Here is a 15760-nt window from a genome sequence, read left to right on the forward strand (position 1 = left end):
GGGGGGATCGTCCCCAACCAGCCGCGGCCAGGAGACAACCCGCATGGATCTCGATTACTCCCCCACCGACGACGCATTCCGCGCCGAAGTCCGCACCTGGCTCGAGGCCAATTTGCCTCAGGCCATGCGCGACAAAGTCCTGAATCACAAGCGCCTCTCGCGCGACGACATCGCCAGCTGGCACGCGCTGCTCGGCCAGAAGGGCTGGTCCGTACCCGCATGGCCCGTCGAATTCGGCGGCCCCGGCTGGACCGAAGCGCAACGCCATATCTGGGACGCGGAATGCGGGCGCATCGGCGCGCCGCCGGTGCTGCCGTTCGGCGTGTCGATGGTCGCGCCCGTCATCATGAAGTACGGCAACGAAGCGCAGAAGCGTCGCTATCTGCCGCGCATCCGTTCGGGCGAAGACTGGTGGTGTCAGGGCTATTCCGAACCCGGTTCCGGTTCCGATCTCGCTTCGCTGCGCACGCGCGCCGTTCGTGTCCAGGACGCGGCGGGCGACCATTACGTCGTGAATGGCCAGAAGACCTGGACCACGCTCGGCCAGCACGCCGACATGATGTTCTGCCTCGTGCGCACCGACCCCGCCGCGAAGAAGCAGGAAGGCATTTCGTTCCTGCTGATCGACATGAAGACGCCTGGCATTACCGTGCGTCCGATCATCACGCTCGACGAAGACCATGAGGTCAACGAAGTGTTCTTCGAGGACGTGAAGGTGCCGGTCGAGAATCTCGTCGGCGAGGAGAACCGCGGCTGGACTTACGCGAAATATCTGCTCGGCCACGAGCGCACGGGCATCGCCCGCGTGGGCGCCTCGAACCGCGAACTCGCGTTCCTCAAGACCGTCGCGCTGAACCAGAAGAAGAACGGCAAGCCGCTGCTGCTCGATCCGGTGTTCGCCGCGCGCGTGGCCGCCGTCGAAATCGAACTGATGGCGCTCGAAGTCACCGCCGAGCGCGTGATCGCGAGCACCAGCAACGGTCGCGGTCCCGGTCCCGAAGCGTCGATGCTGAAGATCAAGGGCACCGAAATCCAGCAGGCGCTCACCGAGTTGATGGTCGAGGCGGTCGGTCCGCTGGCCGCGCCGTTCGATCCGGCGTTCCTCGAAGGCGAGCACGCGCACGCAGCAGGCGGCGACGACGACGCGGCCCCGCTCGCGGCGTACTACTTCAACTATCGCAAGACGTCGATTTACGGCGGGTCGAACGAAATCCAGAAGAACATCATCTCGCAGATGATCCTGGGGATTTGAGGAGCGGCGCAATGGACTTCAATTTCACCGAAGAGCAACAGCAACTCGCCGACGCGCTGCGTCGCTATCTCGACAAGAACTACGGCTTCGAAGCGCGTCAGTCGATCGTGAAGACGCCCGAGGGCGTCTCGGCCGATCACTGGAATGCGTTCGTCGAACTCGGCCTCACGGCGTTGCCGGTGCCGCAAGCGCAGGGCGGTTTCGACGGCACGCCGTTCGACATGCTGGTGGTCATGCAGGAACTGGGCCGCGCGCTCGTGATCGAGCCGTACTGGGCGACGGTCGTGGGCGTCGAGGCGCTCAAGCTCGCTGGCGCGGACAACGCTGAAAACGCGCAATTGCTCGAACGCGTCGCGAGCGGCGAGGTCAAGCTCGCGCCCGCGTTCCACGAACCGGAAGCGCGCTACGACCTGTTCTCGCTTGCCACCACGGCGAAGGAAACCGGCAACGGTTTCGCGCTCAGCGGCGCGAAGTCGGTCGTGCAGCACGGTGCGCAAGCGGACTTCTGGATCGTGCCGGTGCGCCTTGCGGGCGAAGTCGCGTTGTTCGTGGTCGCGCGCGACGCGAAGGGCGTGACGCTCAGCGACTACCGCACGATCGACGGCCAGCGCGCCGCCACGATCCGGTTCGACGCCGTGCAGGCCCGCCGTCTGGGCGACGCGAAAACGGGCGCGGCCACGTGGGAGCGTATCGCCGATTACGCCACCTTCCTGCTGTGCGCGGAAGCGGTCGGCGCCATCGACGCGCTCAATCACGCGACGGTCGAATACACGAAAACGCGTCAGCAGTTCGGCGTGCCGATCGCGCGCTTCCAGGCGCTCCAGCACCGCATGGCCGAGATGCTGATCCACGGCGAACAGGCGCGCTCGCTGACCTACCTCGCGGCCGCGCGTTACAGTAGCGAGTCGCCCGACGAGCGTCGTCGCGCGATTTCGGCGGCGAAGGCGCGGGTGGGCCAGGCGGCGCGCTACGTCGGTCAGCAGGCCGTGCAACTGCATGGCGGCATGGGCGTGACCAACGAAGTCGCGGCGGCGCATCTGTTCAAGCGCCTCGCGATTATCGAAACCACGCTCGGCGACGTCGATTACCACCTCGAACGCTTCGCCTCGCTGCCGGGCTTCGCACAAGCGGCCGCCTGAGCCGCGCGCCGACGCCGGCGTCGCTAGCATCGCCAGCGTCGGCGGCATCATGAAACGGAGAGTTAGCGATGGGCGTGAGTTACGAAGACCTCGAAGTGGGCAAGTCGTATGAAGTCGGCTCGCACACGTTCGGGCGCGACGAGATCGTGCAGTTCGCGCAGCAATACGATCCGCAGCCGTTCCATGTGAGCGAGGCGGGCGGCGAGGCGTCGATGTTCCGCGGCCTCGTCGCGAGCGGCTGGCACACCTGCTCGGTCATGATGGGCATGCTCGTGCGCAATTTCCTCGACGGTTCGACGTCGATGGGCTCGCCGGGCATCGACGAAATCCGCTGGATCAAGCCGGTGCGAGTCGGCGATACGCTCACGATGGTCAACAGCATCGTCAGCAAGCGCGTGTCGGAGAGCAAGCCGGATCGCGGTATCGTCGAAACGCGCTGGGAAGGGCGCAATCAGCACGGCGAAGTCGTCGTGACGGTCAGTTCGAAGGCGTTGTTCGGTTTGCGCCACCCCGGCGCGCGTCATTCTGGAGAGGCGAAATGAGCGAAGCATCCGTCATCGAAATCGCCGATCTCGACGCCTTGCGCGCACGCGTGGGCGCCGAGCCGTTCGTGAGCGGCTGGCGCACCGTGAGCGCGGCGAGCGTGCAGGGTTTCGCCGACGCCACCGGCGATCATCAGTGGATTCACCTCGACGCCGAGCGCGCGCGCCGCGAGTCGCCGTTCGGCGGTCCGATCGCACATGGCTTTCTCACGCTGTCGCTCGTGCCGGTGCTGCTGGAGTCGACGATTTCGCTGCGTCAGCGCATGGGCGTGAACTATGGGATGAACCGCGTGCGCTTCACGTCGCCGGTGCCGGTGGATGCGCGCGTGCGCGGGCGCTTCGGCGTGAAGGAAGTGAGCGAGGTCGAACGCGGCGGCGCGCAGGTCGTGTGGGACGTGACGATCGAGTGCGAAGGCAGCGAGCGTCCGGCCTGCGTGGCCGAATTCATCACGCGGCATTACTTTTGAGGCGCTTTTGAGGAGCTTCTGAGCCTTTGGGCGCCACGCGCTCGATCCATGAAAAAAGCGGCATCCGGTGCAAACCGGACGCCGCTTTTCTTTTAGCGCGGGCGCGGAGTCTGCGGGCGAATCACGCCGCCTTCGCGCCGTGCTTCGCGTACTGCGTCGCGCCGAACAGCATTTCCTTCGCCTTGTCGTCCATCAGCGGCTTGCGCGCGTTCGCGAGCACTTCCACGCCGCGCTTGACCGCCGGTCGCGCGGCGATGGTTTCATGCCAGCGCTTCACGTTCGGCAGCGCGTCGAGATCGATGCCCTGGTTCTGCCAGGAACGCGTCCACGGGAACGCGGCGATATCGGCGATCGTGTAGTCGTCGCCGGCCAGATACTCGCTCTTTTCGAGCTTTGTTTCCATCACGTTGTAGAGACGCTTCGCTTCGTTCGTGTAGCGGTTGACCGCGTACTCGATCTTCTCGGGCGCGTAGATGCGGAAGTGGTGCGCCTGGCCGAGCATCGGGCCGAGGCCGCCCATCTGGAACATCACCCACTGCAGCACGTCGTAGCGCGCGGCGAGATCGTCGGGCATGAACTTGCCGGTTTTCGCCGCGAGATAAATCAGAATCGCGCCCGATTCGAACAGCGAGAACGGCTTGCCGTCGGCGCGCGTCGGGCCTCCGGAATCGACGATCGCCGGAATCTTGTTGTTGGGGCTGATCTCGAGAAACTCGGGCTTGAACTGGTCGCCCGCGCCGATATCGATCGGATGCGCGCGGTACTCGAGGCCCGTTTCCTCGAGCATGATGTGGACTTTGTGGCCGTTGGGCGTGGCCCAGCTGTAGACGTCGATCATCGTGGCTCCTTGGGACGATGGCGCCACGGTATGGGCGTCGGCGCCTGAACTGGCGCAAATTAGCATAGTTCGCCGCGCCGCGCAGAAGCCCGCAAAGTGACCTCAATGTCAGCGTGGGATCGCGCGGGCGCACGGCGGTGGCATCATGTTGCGCAGTGTCCCACTTTCGCGCTTTGCACCCGCATGCGCACACGTCGACGATGACTGCATCCGCTGCCGCACACACGCGCTTTTTGCCGAGTCACCAGTTCTATGAGCGACACGCGGCGTCCGTGGACGAGACGTCGCCGGCGCGCATTCTCGACGCGCTCGTGGCGCTCGACATGCGCGACGATTGGGTCATCGATACGCTGATGCGCGTGCGCGAAGCGCCGACGCGTCTGGTGCAGCGCCTGCATGGCGAGGCGCGCGCGCCGTTCGGCCTGAGTACGTTCACGCCGCTCGATCGCGGTGAGCGCGAGTTGTCGTTCGGGCTGGCGGGGCGCTTCTGGCGTCCGGATTTCGGGCTCGTCGATGTCGCGGATGCGGCAGCTTTTCTCGCGCTAGCGCGCACCGATATCGCGAAGCTGGTGCTGCGGTTTCGCGTGGAGGAGGGCGAGCGCGCGTCGCGGCTCGTGACCGAGACGTTCGTGCATTGCCCGTCGTGGTCCACCCGGATGTTGATGACGCCGTACTGGCTCGCGATCCGTGCGGCCAGCGGCTGGATCCGGCGCAGAACGCTGGCGTCGGTGGCCAGATCGCTCGCGGCGCAGCGCGCGAGCGCAAACTGAGATCTGACTGAGCGCACGCATCGAGCGGTGTTCGATCCGCCCGATGCGGCGCTGAGTGCTACGCCGGAATTACGAGCGCGTGACCGGCATTTCCACGCGCGACGCCGCGCCCGGCTCCAGATGACGCGCGAGTTCGAGCTTGGCGATGGCGTTGCGGTGCACTTCGTCCGGGCCGTCGGCGAAACGCAGCGTGCGTGCCTGCGCATACGCGTAAGCGAGCGGGAAGTCGCCGCTCACGCCGCCGCCGCCATGCACCTGAATCGCCCAGTCGAGTACCTGGCAGGCCATGCTCGGCGCGACCACCTTGATCATCGCGATCTCGCCGCGCGCGCCCTTGTTGCCGACCGTGTCCATCATGTACGCAGTCTTCAGCGTGAGCAGGCGCGCCTGTTCGATCATGCAGCGCGCTTCGGCGAGACGTTCCTGCGTGACTGTCTGCTGCGCGATGCTCTTGCCGAACGCGACGCGCGAGAGCGCGCGCTTCGCCATGAATTCGATCGCGCGTTCCGCCAGTCCGATCAGCCGCATGCAGTGATGGATGCGGCCCGGCCCGAGACGGCCTTGCGCGATCTCGAAGCCGCGCCCTTCGCCGAGCAGGATGTTCGACGCCGGCACGCGCACATTTTCCAGCTTGATCTCCATGTGGCCGTGCGGCGCGTCGTCGTAGCCGAACACCGTGAGCGGGCGCTTGACCGTGATGCCCGCCGCGTCGGACGGCACGAGGATCATCGACTGCTGCGCGTGGCGCGGACCATCGGGATCGGTCTTGCCCATCACGATGTACACCGCGCAGCGCGGATCGCCCGCACCCGACGACCACCACTTCGTGCCGTTGATCACGTAGTCGTCGCCGTCACGCTCGATGCGCGTCTGGATGTTGGTCGCATCCGACGAAGCGACTTCCGGCTCCGTCATCAGGAAGGCCGAGCGAATCTGCCCCTGCAGCAGCGGATCGAGCCACTGGCGCTTGTGTTCCTCGGTGCCGTAGCGCTCGATGGTTTCCATGTTGCCGGTGTCGGGCGCGCTGCAATTGAACACTTCGGGCGCCCAGATCACGCGGCCCATGATCTCGCACAGTGGCGCGTATTCGAGGTTCGTCAGGCCCGCGCCGCGATGCGACTCCGGCAGGAACAGATTCCACAGTCCGGCTTCGCGCGCCTTGACCTTGAGTTTCTCGACAATTTCGGTGGGCACCCACGCGTTGCCGGCGGCGCGGTTGCGCTCGACTTCCTCGTGATAGACGGACTCGTTCGGATAGATGTGTTCGTCGAAGAACGCGAGCAGCTTCTCGCGCAGCGCCTGCACTTTCGGGGTGTAATCGAAATTCATCTGGGACCTCGCTAAAGAGCACCGAATACGTTTCGAGTGCGATGGGTTTGCTGATCGGTTTGCCGATGATGAGTCAGGAAATCCGGCGCGCGGCTAGCGCACCTTTTGCGCGTAGTGCCACGCGAGTTCGGCCATCGGCCGCGCGCGGCGTCCGGCGTCGGCGGCCTGGGCGCTGGCGGCGGTGCCGTCGACCACGCGTTTCATGATCCCTTGCAGGATGGCCGCGATGCGGAACATGTTGTAGGCGAGATAGAAGTTCCAGTCGCCGCGGATTTCGAGGCCGGTGCGCTCGCAATACCGCTGCACGTAATGCTGCTCGTCGGGAATGCCGAGCGCCTGCCAGTCGAGTCCGCCGATGCCGCGGAACTGGCCAGGCTCGACGTGCCACGCCATGCAGTGATACGAGAAGTCGGCGAGCGGATCGCCGAGCGTCGAGAGTTCCCAGTCGAGCACGGCGAGCACGCGCGGCTCGGTCGGATGGAAGATGAGGTTGTCGAGGCGGAAGTCGCCGTGCACGACCGACACGCGCGAGCCCTGATCGTCGGGCATATGCTGCGGCAGCCATTCGATCAGGCGATTCATCGCGTCGATCGACTCGGTTTCCGAGGCCTGATATTGACGGCTCCAGCGATCGATCTGGCGTGCGAAATAATTGCCGGGCTTGCCGAAGTCCGCGAGACCGATGGCGTCGGGCTTCACGTTGTGGAGCGCGGCGATCACGCGGTTCATTTCCTCGTAGATCGCGCCGCGTTCCTCGCGCGTCATGCCGGGCAGTGCCTGGTTCCAGAGCACGCGGCCCTCGACGAACTCCATCACATAGAACGCGCGGCCGATCACGGCTTCGTCTTCGCACAGCGCGAGCATCTTCGCGACGGGCACGTCGGTGGCGCCGAGCGCATCCATCACGCGATATTCACGCTCGATGGCGTGCGCCGAAGGCAGCAGCTTCGCCTTCGGCCCCGGCTTCGCGCGCATCACGTAGCTGCGCGTGGGCGTGACGAGCTTGAAGGTGGGATTCGACTGGCCGCCGGCGAACTGCTCGACTGTGAGCGGTCCGGCGAAGCCCGCGACGTGCGCCGTGAGCCACGCGCTCAAGGCGTCGATATCGAAACGTTGACGGTCGGCCACGGGCCGCGTGCCTTCGAACGCCGAGAAGTCGGTGGACTTGTCGGCGGCGTTCTTGTCTCCATCCGGGGTGGCTTGCGCCATGTTTGTCTCCGTTCTTGTGTAAGCCGTCGGTGCAACGCGCTAGCGCTGCGGGCGATAGCGCAGATATTGCGCGTACAGCATCTCCATCGTGGTGTTGCGGGTGTCGCGATGCAAAGGCGAGGGCGGCGCGTGGTTCAGCGCGCGCACGACCCAGTCGTGCGGCGCCGCGCCCGCATCGAGCACGTTGATGCAGCCGGTGGTTTGCGCGAGGTGGCCGAAGAACATGCGACCGCCTGCCGTGATCGCGTGCGAGAGAATCGCGCGGTTCACGCCGCCGTGCAGCACGAGCAGCGCCGTGTCCCAGGCGGGATCGGCGCGCAGTTCGGCGATAGCGGGCAGCACGCGATCGAGCAGTTCGCCGATGCTTTCGCCGCCGAGAAAGCGCGTCTCTTCGGACACGACGCCGTCGAAGGCGCGCAGAAACGCGTTCTCGATGTCGGCGGGCGCGATGTCGGCGAGACGGCCGCCGCGGATTTCCTGCCACGCCGGTTGTTCTTCGAGGGCGATCTGCTGGCCGGTCGCGTCGAGCACATGCTGCGCGGTTTCGATCGTGCGCCGCAAGCCGCTCACGATCACGCGGTCGAAGCGCACGCCTTGCTGCGCGAACGCCGCGCCGGCGGCGCTCGCCTGGGCGCGGCCGTTGTCGTTGAGCGGCACGGTGTCCGGATCGATCGCGCGGCCTGAATCGTCGAAATAGGTGACGTCGCCATGGCGCATCAGATAGATGCGGCGGCGCTGCGGCAACTGGAATTCGCTCATCGCTTGTAGACCGGGGAACGTTTTTCGAGGAACGCGGTGATGCCTTCGAGGCCGTCGCTGTGATGCAGCGAGGCGACGAAGTTGTCGCGTTCGGCGGCGAGCTGCTCGTCGAGCGTGTGCGTGACGGCGACGTTCGTCAGACCCTTGATGCGCGAGACCGAGTTCGGTGCGATCTTCGCGAGTTCGTCGGCCCAGGCGAGCGCGGCGTCGAGCGCGCCCTGCGGTTTGGCGAGGCGGTTGACGACGCCCAGTTCGGCGAGGCGCGGCGCGGCGATCGGCTTGCCTTCGGCCATCAATTCGAACGCGAGCGCGCGCGGCAGCGACTGCGCGAGGAACCACGAGCCGCCGCCGTCGGGCGTGAGGCCGACACGCGCGTAGGCCATGACGAACTTCGCGTCCTCGGCGGCCACCAGCAGGTCGGCGGCCAGCGCGAGCGAGAAGCCCGCGCCTGCCGCGGCGCCTTCCACGGCGGCGATCACGGGCTTGCTGCACTGGCGCATGGCCGTCACCCATTGGGCGAGCATGTCGATGCTGGCGGCCTGCACCGACGGGTCTTTCGCGCGGTTTTCGAGCAGGCGGTTCAGGTTGCCGCCCGCGCAGAAGAAGTTGTCGGCGCCCGTGAGGACGATCGCGCGCAGCGACGGATCGCGCTCGGCGGTGTCGAACGCTTCGATCGCGGCGGCGTACATGTCGGGATGCAGCGCATTGCGCGCGCCGGGATTCGAGAGCGTGAGCACGAGCGTCGATTCGTGGCCGTGCGGGCGGGTGCTGAGGAGTTCGGCGCTCATGACTGGGCCTCGTTCGATGCGATGGTAACGGCGCGCAGGCGCGTGACGCTGCACGCGGCGCGTTTGCCGGACTTGCCTTTTACGGCGAGTTTCGCGAAGGTGTCGGCGGGATACGTTGCCGCATCGTCGCCGGATGTCTCAATATTGAAATGATGGAAAGTCATTGGAAGCCTGGCTCCATGATTGGCCTAGAATAGCACGGTCGTACATTTTCATGAAAACGGTTCGGCAATCCCGGATTGCCGCGCATCGCCCCCAAGGAGGAGACGAGGATGATCAAGCTGCATGGTTTTGCGGTCTCGAACTACTACAACAAGGTGAAGTTCGTGCTGCTCGAGCACGGCATTCCGTTCGAGGAAGTGCTGACGAAGCTGCCGCTCGCCGAGGCGCAGCTCGCCGAATCGCCGGGCGGCAAGGTGCCCTACATCGAAACGGAGCAGGGCTTTCTGTGCGAGTCGGAAGTGATTGTCGAGTATCTGGCGGCGCGCTTTCCGGAGAAGCGCATCTTCGCGGCCGATCCGTGGCAGGCCGCCAAGGAGCGTGAGCTGATCACCTTCATCGAAACGCATCTGGAGCTGGTCGCGCGCGAGCTGTACGGCGAGGCGTTCTTCGGCGGCAAGGCCAGCGACGAAGTGAAGGCGACGGTCGAAAAGCGTCTGAACCGCTATGTGGCGAGCTTCAAGCGGCTCGCGAAGTTCGCGCCGTACGTGGGCGGCGAGCAGTTCGGCGTGGCCGACATGGCGGCGTTCGTGAGCCTGCCGCTCGTCGGCATGGCGACGCAGAAGGTCTACGGCCGCGATTTCCTCGCCGAGGCCGGCGTGGACTGGAAGGCGTACGTCAAGCTCGTGAGCGAGCGCCCGGCCGCGCAGCGCGTGGGCGCCGACCGCAAGGCGTACCTCGAAGCGAACGCGTAACGCGCGCAAGCGCGCCCTGCCGTGCGATGACCGGACACGCCTCGAGGCGGTTCGCGGCGTCATCGCGCTGGCGGGGCGGCGGGATGTTACGCGCTCAGAGCCGCGCGAGCCGTTCGAGCGCGCTGGCGAGGGTGCTCTCCTGCTTGGCGAAGCAAAAGCGCACCACGCCCGATTCGTGCGACTCGTGATAGAACGCCGACACCGGAATAGCCGCCACGCCGATCTCCGAAGTGAGCCACTTCGAGAACTCCGCTTCAGGCAGGTCGCTGATCGCCGAATAATCGACGCACTGGAAGTAGGTGCCTTCGCACGGCAGCAGCTTGAAGCGCGAGTTCGCGAGGCCAGCGCGGAAGAAGTCGCGCTTGCGCTGATAGAACGCGGGCAGGTCCAGATACGGCTGCGGATCGCGCAGATACTGCGCCAGACCCACCTGCATCGGCGTATTCACCGTGAACACGTTGAACTGATGCACCTTGCGGAATTCGGCCGTGAGCGGCGCGGGCGCGGCCACGTAGCCCACTTTCCAGCCGGTCACGTGAAACGTCTTGCCGAAGCTCGACACGATGAAGCTGCGCGCGGCCAGTTCCGGATAGCGCGCCACGCTCTCGTGCGGCTGGCCGTCGTAGACCATGTGTTCGTAGACTTCGTCGGAGAGGATCAGCACGTTGGTGCCGCGCACGATCTCTTCGAGCTTGCGCATGTCCTCGGCGCGCCAGACCGTGCCGGTCGGATTGTGCGGCGTGTTGATGAGGATCAGGCGCGTTTTCGGCGTGATGGCCGCGGCGAGGCGGTCGAACGGAATCGCGTAATCGGGCGCTTCGAGCGTCACGAACACGGGCTTGCCGCCCGCGAGTTCGATCGACGGCAGATAGCTGTCGTAGGTCGGCTCGACCACGATCACTTCGTCGCCGGGATGCACGGTCGCGAGAATCGTCGTGAGGAGCGCCTGCGTGGCGCCCGCCGTCACCGTGATTTCGCTGTTGGCGTCGTAGCGGCGGCCGTAGACCTGCTCGATCTTGCCGGCGATCGCTTCGCGCAGCGCAGCGACGCCGGCCATCGGCGGATACTGGTTGTGCCCGTCGCGCATGGCTTGCGCCACCGCGTCGACGATGCGCGCATCGCAGTTGAAATCGGGGAAGCCCTGACCGAGATTGACCGCGCCCTTTTCGGCGGCGAGCGCGCTCATCACCGTGAAGATCGTCGTGCCGACGTCGGGCAGGCGCGACGGAAAAGAGGGCGTGAGCAGGTTCTGCGTCGACGGAGCTTGCGAAGGATGCGGTGCGTTCATGGCGCGGTCGTCTGGAATCGGAGGAACAGGAAAGCCTGATTGTAGGGAAATCGGCGCGGCTGCGTGCGCCGGTTCAGGCGGCGGCTTCGGCCGCGCCGCCCAGCCCGCATTCGGCGACGAACACATCGGGCGTGCCGATCCGGAAACCGAAGTCGCGCGCGATGCGCTTCGCGAGCTTGAGCACGGCGCGGTCCTTCGAGACCAGCCACGCCGCGCCGCTCGCGCGCGCGAGTTCGAGAAACTTCTGGTCGTCGCGGTCGCGGCATTGCGGCAGCGCGCGCGCGTCGGCGGGCAACTCGGGCGGCTCGATCAGCGAGACGAGCGGCGCAAGCGCGGCCAGCGCGCCGGCCTTGTCCACGCCGCGCCCCTGCAGATGCGGATAATCGAGCACGAACGCGAGCTCGCCGCGGCAGCGCGCGTCGATCAGCGCTGTGAGCGCGCCGCGTTCGAGCGCGGCGCGGATCGGCCGCGTGTGGGGATCGTCGAAGATGAGGATGTCGAGCCAGACATTGGAGTCGAGCACCACGATGGGCGCGTCGGGATTCCGGGGCGTAAAACCGGTCATTCGTGAATTCGCTACAATCGGGCTTTCGCCTTTGAACATGGGCACCGCGTGCCCTGCAAGCCTCTATGATAATCGTTCTGTCGCCGGCCAAATCGCTCGACTATGACACGCCGGCGCACGTCGACACCCACACCATCCCCGATTTCGTCGACGACGCGGCCGAGCTGATCGACGGCCTGCGCCGCCTGTCGCCGCAGCAGATCGGCACGTTGATGAGCATTTCCGACCCGCTCGCGCGCCTGAATTTCCAGCGTTACGCCGACTGGTCCACGCGCTTTAGCCAGAGCAACGCGAAGCAGGCCGTGCTCGCGTTCAACGGCGACGTGTACGAGGGTCTCGACGCCCGATCGCTTTCGCACGCCGACCTCGACTACGCGCAAAACCACGTGCGCGTGCTTTCGGGTCTCTACGGCCTGCTGCGTCCGCTCGATCTGCTGCAACCGTATCGCCTGGAGATGGGCACGCGCTTCGAGAACGCGCGCGGCAAAGATCTCTACGCGTTCTGGGGCGAGCGCATCACGCACGCGCTCAACGCGCAGTTCGAGCACAACCACGCGAAGAGCGCGAAGCACGGCGCACGCGTGCTCGTGAATTGCGCGTCGAACGAATACTTCAAGGCCGTGAAGCCGAAGAAGCTCGACGCGCCTGTGATTACGCCGGTTTTCGAAGACTGGAAGGGCGGCCGCTACAAGATCATCAGCTTCCACGCGAAACGCGCGCGCGGTCTGATGGCGCGCTATGCGGTCGAGAACCGCATCGCCGAACCCGAAGCGCTCAAGGCCTTCGACAGCGAAGGCTATGCATTCGATGCGGGCGCATCGAACGATTCGACCTACGTATTCCGCCGTCGCATCGCCGATTGAGCGATTTGACCGATTGATAGATTGATAGATTGACCGTTTGAGCGGCGCGCGAGCACCGATCCAGCCAAGGATATTGCCATGACGATTTCCATCTCCAGCCAGTTCGACGCGGGCGCGATCGAAGTGCTGTCGTGCGAGCAGCCCGACGACATCCGCCTGCGCGTGCGCCCCGACAATCAGTCCGAATTCGCGCAGTGGTTCTACTTCCGCCTGACGGGCGCGCGCGGCGAGCCGTGCACGATGACCTTCGAAAACGCATCGGCATGCGCGTTTCCCGAAGGCTGGCGCGACTATCAGGCCGTCGCGAGCTACGACCGCGTGAACTGGTTCCGCGTGCCGACCTCGTACGACGGCAAGGCGCTGACCATCGAGCACACGCCCGATTTCGACAGCATTTACTACGCGTATTTCGAGCCGTACGGCGAGGAGCGCCACTCGGAATTCCTCGGCGCGCTGCAGCAGTTGCCGCACGCCACGCTGAGCGAGCTCGGCCAGAGCGTCGAGGGCCGGCCGATGTCGCTGCTCTCGCTCGGCATGCCCGGCGACACCACGCCCGAAGGCAAGCCCAAGCAGACCGTGTGGATCATCGCGCGCCAGCATCCGGGCGAATCGATGGCCGAATGGTTCGTCGAAGGTCTCGTGAAGCGGCTGGCGGGTTGGGGCGACTGGTCGGGCGATCCGGTCGCGCGCAAGCTGCTCGACCGAGCGATTTTCCACATCGTGCCGAACATGAACCCGGACGGCAGCGTGCACGGCAATCTGCGCACGAACGCCGTGGGCGCGAACCTCAATCGCGAATGGATGGAGCCGGATGCGCAGCGCAGCCCGGAAGTGCTCGTGGTGCGCGACGCGATCGAGCAGACCGGCTGCGATCTGTTCTTCGACATTCACGGCGACGAAACGCTGCCTTATGTGTTCGTGGCGGGATCGGAAATGCTGCCGGGTTTCACGGATCAGCAGCGCACGGAGCAGAAGGCGTTCATCGACGCCTTCAAGATCGCGAGCCCCGACTTCCAGGACAAGCACGGCTACGAAGCGAGCCGCTATCGCGAGGACGCGCTCAAGCTGGCGTCGAAGTACATCGGCCATCGTTACGGCTGTCTCTCGCTCACGCTCGAAATGCCGTTCAAGGACAACGCGAATCTGCCCGACGAGCGCGTGGGCTGGAACGGCGAGCGCAGCGCGTCGCTCGGTGCGGCGATGCTGCAGGCCATTCTCCATCACGTTGAGACCTTCGCCTGAGGTTCGCCTGACGGCATCGCCACGACGGTGACGATATGAAAAAGGGGGAAGCGGTGTGAGCCGCTTCCCCCTTTTTTGTTCGCGCTGTTGTGTGCGTGAACTGTCGTGCCGCGCTTACTGCGCCGTCGACTTTTTCTTCGTCGACGACTTCTTCGCTGTGGCTTTCGCGGTGGACTTCGTGGTCGATTTCGATGCGGACTTCGTGGCGCTCTTCGACGAGGTGGACGAGGACTTGTGGCTGGACTTGCTCGTCGACTTCTTCGTCGTGCCCTTGCTCTTGCCGGTCGCCTTTTTCGACTTGGCGGTGTGTTTGCCGCTCACGTGCGCCGCGCCGGGCGACGCGCTGCTGCGCTCGCTGCGCGCACGTGCGGGCGGTTCGGGATCGTTCCAGCTGAAGGCGAGGATCTGCTGACCGACGTAGCCGCAACGGAATTTGAGATCGTACGGCGCGTGGCTGCTGTCTTGCGGAATGCCGATGCCGTCGACGGTGACGATCGTATCAACCTTCACGCGCTGCTTGCCTTCATCGAAGGAATCGTTCCAGGGCGTGACGGTGGCGTGCGCGCTATCGAAGGAACTGGGCGGGAATTCGACGTGATCGAGCACACTCGACGTGCCGGCGATGAAGTTGCCGTGCGCGGCGCAACGCGCGACCAGCGGATCGGCATGCATCTGCGTGACGTAGGTGTTGACGAGATCGTTTTGCTGCTCGAGCTGATCGGCCTCGGCGGGCAGCGTGCAGACGAGCATCAGGCTCGCGGCGCAGGCGACCAGTCGGCCTCCAGTACGCAGCAACTGGCGGAAAGCGATGTTGCGGTCCATCTGATTGTTCTGGATGAGGGTGGAACGTCTGGCACCGTAAGATGCTGCGCTGCGTGGTTGAGTTCAATCCTGAAACAATTATTTCGCGCGTTGCCCTCGTGGGATCGACCGTTGTTGCCGCACACGCACTGAGCGCGACGCGGCGTGTGGCCGCAGGCGCCGATTCATTCTAGCGTACGACCGGCGGACCGCAATCGAGGAAACCATCAGGGAGGCGACGCGTTGCTTGCGTCAGCGTTGCTTAGGTGCTCTCAGGTGCTCTCAGGTGCGCTCGGTTTTGCTCAGCCTGGCTCAGGTGCGAGGGCCGCCGAGGCGATAGCGTCGCACGTCGTAAGTCGTGACCCACGCGGGACGGTAGACAGCGATCAGTGCGGTCGCCATGCCGGTGAACCAGGCCTCGCCGGACGCGAGCAGGAACACGCTGAACGCGTAGCCGGCCGGCACCGCGAGCATCGAGCCGTTGTTGAGCGCGATGTGCGTGCCGAGCGCGAGATACGCCGCGGCGGAGACGGCGATGGCAGGTGAGACGAAGCCCTGCCCGACGATGAACATGAAGAGATTGCGCGGCAGCCAGGCCGTGAAGGCGCGCTGCAGCAACGCCGACAGGCAGACCGGAAACGCACCGTAGACGAGGAAGGTGAGCGCGACGCCGTCCCACGGCGAGTCGAACACCAGCGCCGCGAGGGCGACGACCACGGCCATGGCAATGAGCGCCAGGCCCCAGTCGAACAGCGTGACCACGAGGGTGGCGCCGAGCAGATGCAGCACGGTGCCGTCTTCGAGCCACGCGTTACTCGCCCACAGCACGGAGACGGCCACGATAATGGCGAGCCACACGTGCTGGAGCGTCGCGTCCTGCAGACGCTTGAACGGGTTGTTCCATAGCGCGAACGCGAGCAGACCCGCCGATGCAACCCATGCACCGACGATGACCCACAACGGTAGTGGCGTATAGAGGAACCCCATGAGCTTC

The 15760-nt window shown here is 65.4% G+C and carries 17 protein-coding genes; 8 read left to right on the plus strand and 9 right to left on the minus strand.

Going from position 1 to position 15760, the window contains the following annotated elements:
* The first annotated feature begins 43 nt into the window (after positions 1 to 43).
* From G5S35_RS04915 to G5S35_RS04930, 4 genes are all read left to right on the plus strand, one after another.
* A complete protein-coding gene (locus G5S35_RS04915; protein ID WP_124261156.1) occupies positions 44 to 1252 on the plus strand; it encodes an acyl-CoA dehydrogenase family protein in 1209 nt (402 codons plus the stop codon).
* An 11-nt stretch (positions 1253 to 1263) separates the two neighbouring features.
* Positions 1264 to 2391 carry an acyl-CoA dehydrogenase family protein gene (locus G5S35_RS04920; RefSeq protein WP_124261157.1) on the plus strand — a complete coding sequence of 376 codons (1128 nt, stop codon included), beginning with the start codon at positions 1264 to 1266 and terminating at the stop codon, positions 2389 to 2391.
* A gap of 68 nt (positions 2392 to 2459) precedes the next feature.
* Positions 2460 to 2933, plus strand: coding sequence for a MaoC family dehydratase (locus tag G5S35_RS04925; protein WP_065064604.1), 474 nt, complete (start codon positions 2460 to 2462; stop codon positions 2931 to 2933).
* On the plus strand, positions 2930 to 3400 hold the full coding sequence (locus G5S35_RS04930; protein ID WP_065064606.1) for a MaoC family dehydratase: 471 nt from the start codon (positions 2930 to 2932) through the stop codon (positions 3398 to 3400). Before G5S35_RS04925 ends, G5S35_RS04930 begins: the two co-directional genes overlap by 4 nt.
* Before the next feature lie 121 nt (positions 3401 to 3521).
* On the opposite strand, the gene G5S35_RS04935 is transcribed toward G5S35_RS04930, so the two are convergent.
* A complete protein-coding gene (locus tag G5S35_RS04935) occupies positions 3522 to 4238 on the minus strand; it encodes a glutathione binding-like protein (RefSeq protein ID WP_074984828.1) in 717 nt (238 codons plus the stop codon).
* Between the two features lie 200 nt (positions 4239 to 4438).
* Between G5S35_RS04935 and G5S35_RS04940 the strand changes: the two genes are divergently transcribed.
* A complete protein-coding gene (locus G5S35_RS04940; RefSeq protein WP_074984871.1) occupies positions 4439 to 5008 on the plus strand; it encodes a hypothetical protein in 570 nt (189 codons plus the stop codon).
* 69 nt (positions 5009 to 5077) lie between these two features.
* Here the strand turns inward: G5S35_RS04940 and G5S35_RS04945 are convergent, their stop codons facing one another.
* The 4 genes from G5S35_RS04945 to G5S35_RS04960 all read right to left on the minus strand — a co-directional run bounded on the left by G5S35_RS04945 (position 5078) and on the right by G5S35_RS04960 (position 9093).
* Positions 5078 to 6337 (minus strand): acyl-CoA dehydrogenase family protein, encoded by a 1260-nt coding sequence (locus G5S35_RS04945; protein ID WP_124261158.1) that lies wholly within the window; start codon positions 6335 to 6337, stop codon positions 5078 to 5080.
* 93 nt (positions 6338 to 6430) lie between these two features.
* Complete coding sequence (locus G5S35_RS04950) at positions 6431 to 7546, minus strand: phosphotransferase (RefSeq protein ID WP_110327628.1); 1116 nt, start codon at positions 7544 to 7546, stop codon at positions 6431 to 6433.
* Between the two features lie 39 nt (positions 7547 to 7585).
* Positions 7586 to 8305 carry a histidine phosphatase family protein gene (locus G5S35_RS04955; RefSeq protein ID WP_065064614.1) on the minus strand — a complete coding sequence of 240 codons (720 nt, stop codon included), beginning with the start codon at positions 8303 to 8305 and terminating at the stop codon, positions 7586 to 7588.
* Positions 8302 to 9093 carry an oxepin-CoA hydrolase, alternative type gene (locus G5S35_RS04960; protein WP_065064616.1) on the minus strand — a complete coding sequence of 264 codons (792 nt, stop codon included), beginning with the start codon at positions 9091 to 9093 and terminating at the stop codon, positions 8302 to 8304. Before G5S35_RS04960 ends, G5S35_RS04955 begins: the two co-directional genes overlap by 4 nt.
* A 272-nt stretch (positions 9094 to 9365) precedes the next feature.
* On the opposite strand from G5S35_RS04960, the gene G5S35_RS04965 reads away from it, so the two are divergent.
* The gene (locus G5S35_RS04965; RefSeq protein ID WP_065064618.1) at positions 9366 to 10007 is read left to right on the plus strand and encodes a glutathione S-transferase family protein; all 642 of its coding nucleotides are present in this window, start codon (positions 9366 to 9368) and stop codon (positions 10005 to 10007) included.
* 94 nt (positions 10008 to 10101) lie between these two features.
* On the opposite strand, the gene G5S35_RS04970 is transcribed toward G5S35_RS04965, so the two are convergent.
* Both G5S35_RS04970 and G5S35_RS04975 read right to left on the minus strand, forming a co-directional pair.
* Positions 10102 to 11295 carry a pyridoxal phosphate-dependent aminotransferase gene (locus tag G5S35_RS04970; protein ID WP_065064620.1) on the minus strand — a complete coding sequence of 398 codons (1194 nt, stop codon included), beginning with the start codon at positions 11293 to 11295 and terminating at the stop codon, positions 10102 to 10104.
* Positions 11296 to 11368: 73 nt separating this feature from the next.
* Positions 11369 to 11860 carry a putative toxin-antitoxin system toxin component, PIN family gene (locus tag G5S35_RS04975; RefSeq protein ID WP_065064622.1) on the minus strand — a complete coding sequence of 164 codons (492 nt, stop codon included), beginning with the start codon at positions 11858 to 11860 and terminating at the stop codon, positions 11369 to 11371.
* Positions 11861 to 11925: 65 nt separating this feature from the next.
* On the opposite strand from G5S35_RS04975, the gene yaaA reads away from it, so the two are divergent.
* Positions 11926 to 12723 (plus strand): peroxide stress protein YaaA, encoded by a 798-nt coding sequence (gene yaaA / locus G5S35_RS04980; protein WP_065064624.1) that lies wholly within the window; start codon positions 11926 to 11928, stop codon positions 12721 to 12723.
* Between the two features lie 78 nt (positions 12724 to 12801).
* Positions 12802 to 13965 carry a M14 family metallopeptidase gene (locus G5S35_RS04985; RefSeq protein ID WP_065064626.1) on the plus strand — a complete coding sequence of 388 codons (1164 nt, stop codon included), beginning with the start codon at positions 12802 to 12804 and terminating at the stop codon, positions 13963 to 13965.
* Positions 13966 to 14079: 114 nt separating this feature from the next.
* Here the strand turns inward: G5S35_RS04985 and G5S35_RS04990 are convergent, their stop codons facing one another.
* Both G5S35_RS04990 and G5S35_RS04995 read right to left on the minus strand, forming a co-directional pair.
* Positions 14080 to 14787 (minus strand): BspC domain-containing protein, encoded by a 708-nt coding sequence (locus tag G5S35_RS04990; RefSeq protein WP_074984835.1) that lies wholly within the window; start codon positions 14785 to 14787, stop codon positions 14080 to 14082.
* A gap of 291 nt (positions 14788 to 15078) precedes the next feature.
* A complete protein-coding gene (locus G5S35_RS04995) occupies positions 15079 to 15753 on the minus strand; it encodes an energy-coupling factor ABC transporter permease (RefSeq protein ID WP_065064652.1) in 675 nt (224 codons plus the stop codon).
* Positions 15754 to 15760: the final 7 nt, after the last annotated feature.

This window comes from Paraburkholderia tropica (assembly GCF_014171495.1).
Taxonomy (GTDB): Bacteria; Pseudomonadota; Gammaproteobacteria; order Burkholderiales; family Burkholderiaceae; genus Paraburkholderia; species Paraburkholderia tropica.

Coding starts and splice junctions, on each gene's coding strand:
- G5S35_RS04915 (WP_124261156.1), top strand. CDS start 44: ATGGATCTCGATTACTCCCCCACCGACGACGCATTCCGCGCCGAAGTC.
- G5S35_RS04920 (WP_124261157.1), top strand. CDS start 1,264: ATGGACTTCAATTTCACCGAAGAGCAACAGCAACTCGCCGACGCGCTG.
- G5S35_RS04925 (WP_065064604.1), top strand. CDS start 2,460: ATGGGCGTGAGTTACGAAGACCTCGAAGTGGGCAAGTCGTATGAAGTC.
- G5S35_RS04930 (WP_065064606.1), top strand. CDS start 2,930: ATGAGCGAAGCATCCGTCATCGAAATCGCCGATCTCGACGCCTTGCGC.
- G5S35_RS04935 (WP_074984828.1), bottom strand. CDS start 4,238: ATGATCGACGTCTACAGCTGGGCCACGCCCAACGGCCACAAAGTCCAC.
- G5S35_RS04940 (WP_074984871.1), top strand. CDS start 4,439: ATGACTGCATCCGCTGCCGCACACACGCGCTTTTTGCCGAGTCACCAG.
- G5S35_RS04945 (WP_124261158.1), bottom strand. CDS start 6,337: ATGAATTTCGATTACACCCCGAAAGTGCAGGCGCTGCGCGAGAAGCTG.
- G5S35_RS04950 (WP_110327628.1), bottom strand. CDS start 7,546: ATGGCGCAAGCCACCCCGGATGGAGACAAGAACGCCGCCGACAAGTCC.
- G5S35_RS04955 (WP_065064614.1), bottom strand. CDS start 8,305: ATGAGCGAATTCCAGTTGCCGCAGCGCCGCCGCATCTATCTGATGCGC.
- G5S35_RS04960 (WP_065064616.1), bottom strand. CDS start 9,093: ATGAGCGCCGAACTCCTCAGCACCCGCCCGCACGGCCACGAATCGACG.
- G5S35_RS04965 (WP_065064618.1), top strand. CDS start 9,366: ATGATCAAGCTGCATGGTTTTGCGGTCTCGAACTACTACAACAAGGTG.
- G5S35_RS04970 (WP_065064620.1), bottom strand. CDS start 11,295: ATGAACGCACCGCATCCTTCGCAAGCTCCGTCGACGCAGAACCTGCTC.
- G5S35_RS04975 (WP_065064622.1), bottom strand. CDS start 11,860: ATGACCGGTTTTACGCCCCGGAATCCCGACGCGCCCATCGTGGTGCTC.
- yaaA (WP_065064624.1), top strand. CDS start 11,926: ATGATAATCGTTCTGTCGCCGGCCAAATCGCTCGACTATGACACGCCG.
- G5S35_RS04985 (WP_065064626.1), top strand. CDS start 12,802: ATGACGATTTCCATCTCCAGCCAGTTCGACGCGGGCGCGATCGAAGTG.
- G5S35_RS04990 (WP_074984835.1), bottom strand. CDS start 14,787: ATGGACCGCAACATCGCTTTCCGCCAGTTGCTGCGTACTGGAGGCCGA.
- G5S35_RS04995 (WP_065064652.1), bottom strand. CDS start 15,753: ATGGGGTTCCTCTATACGCCACTACCGTTGTGGGTCATCGTCGGTGCA.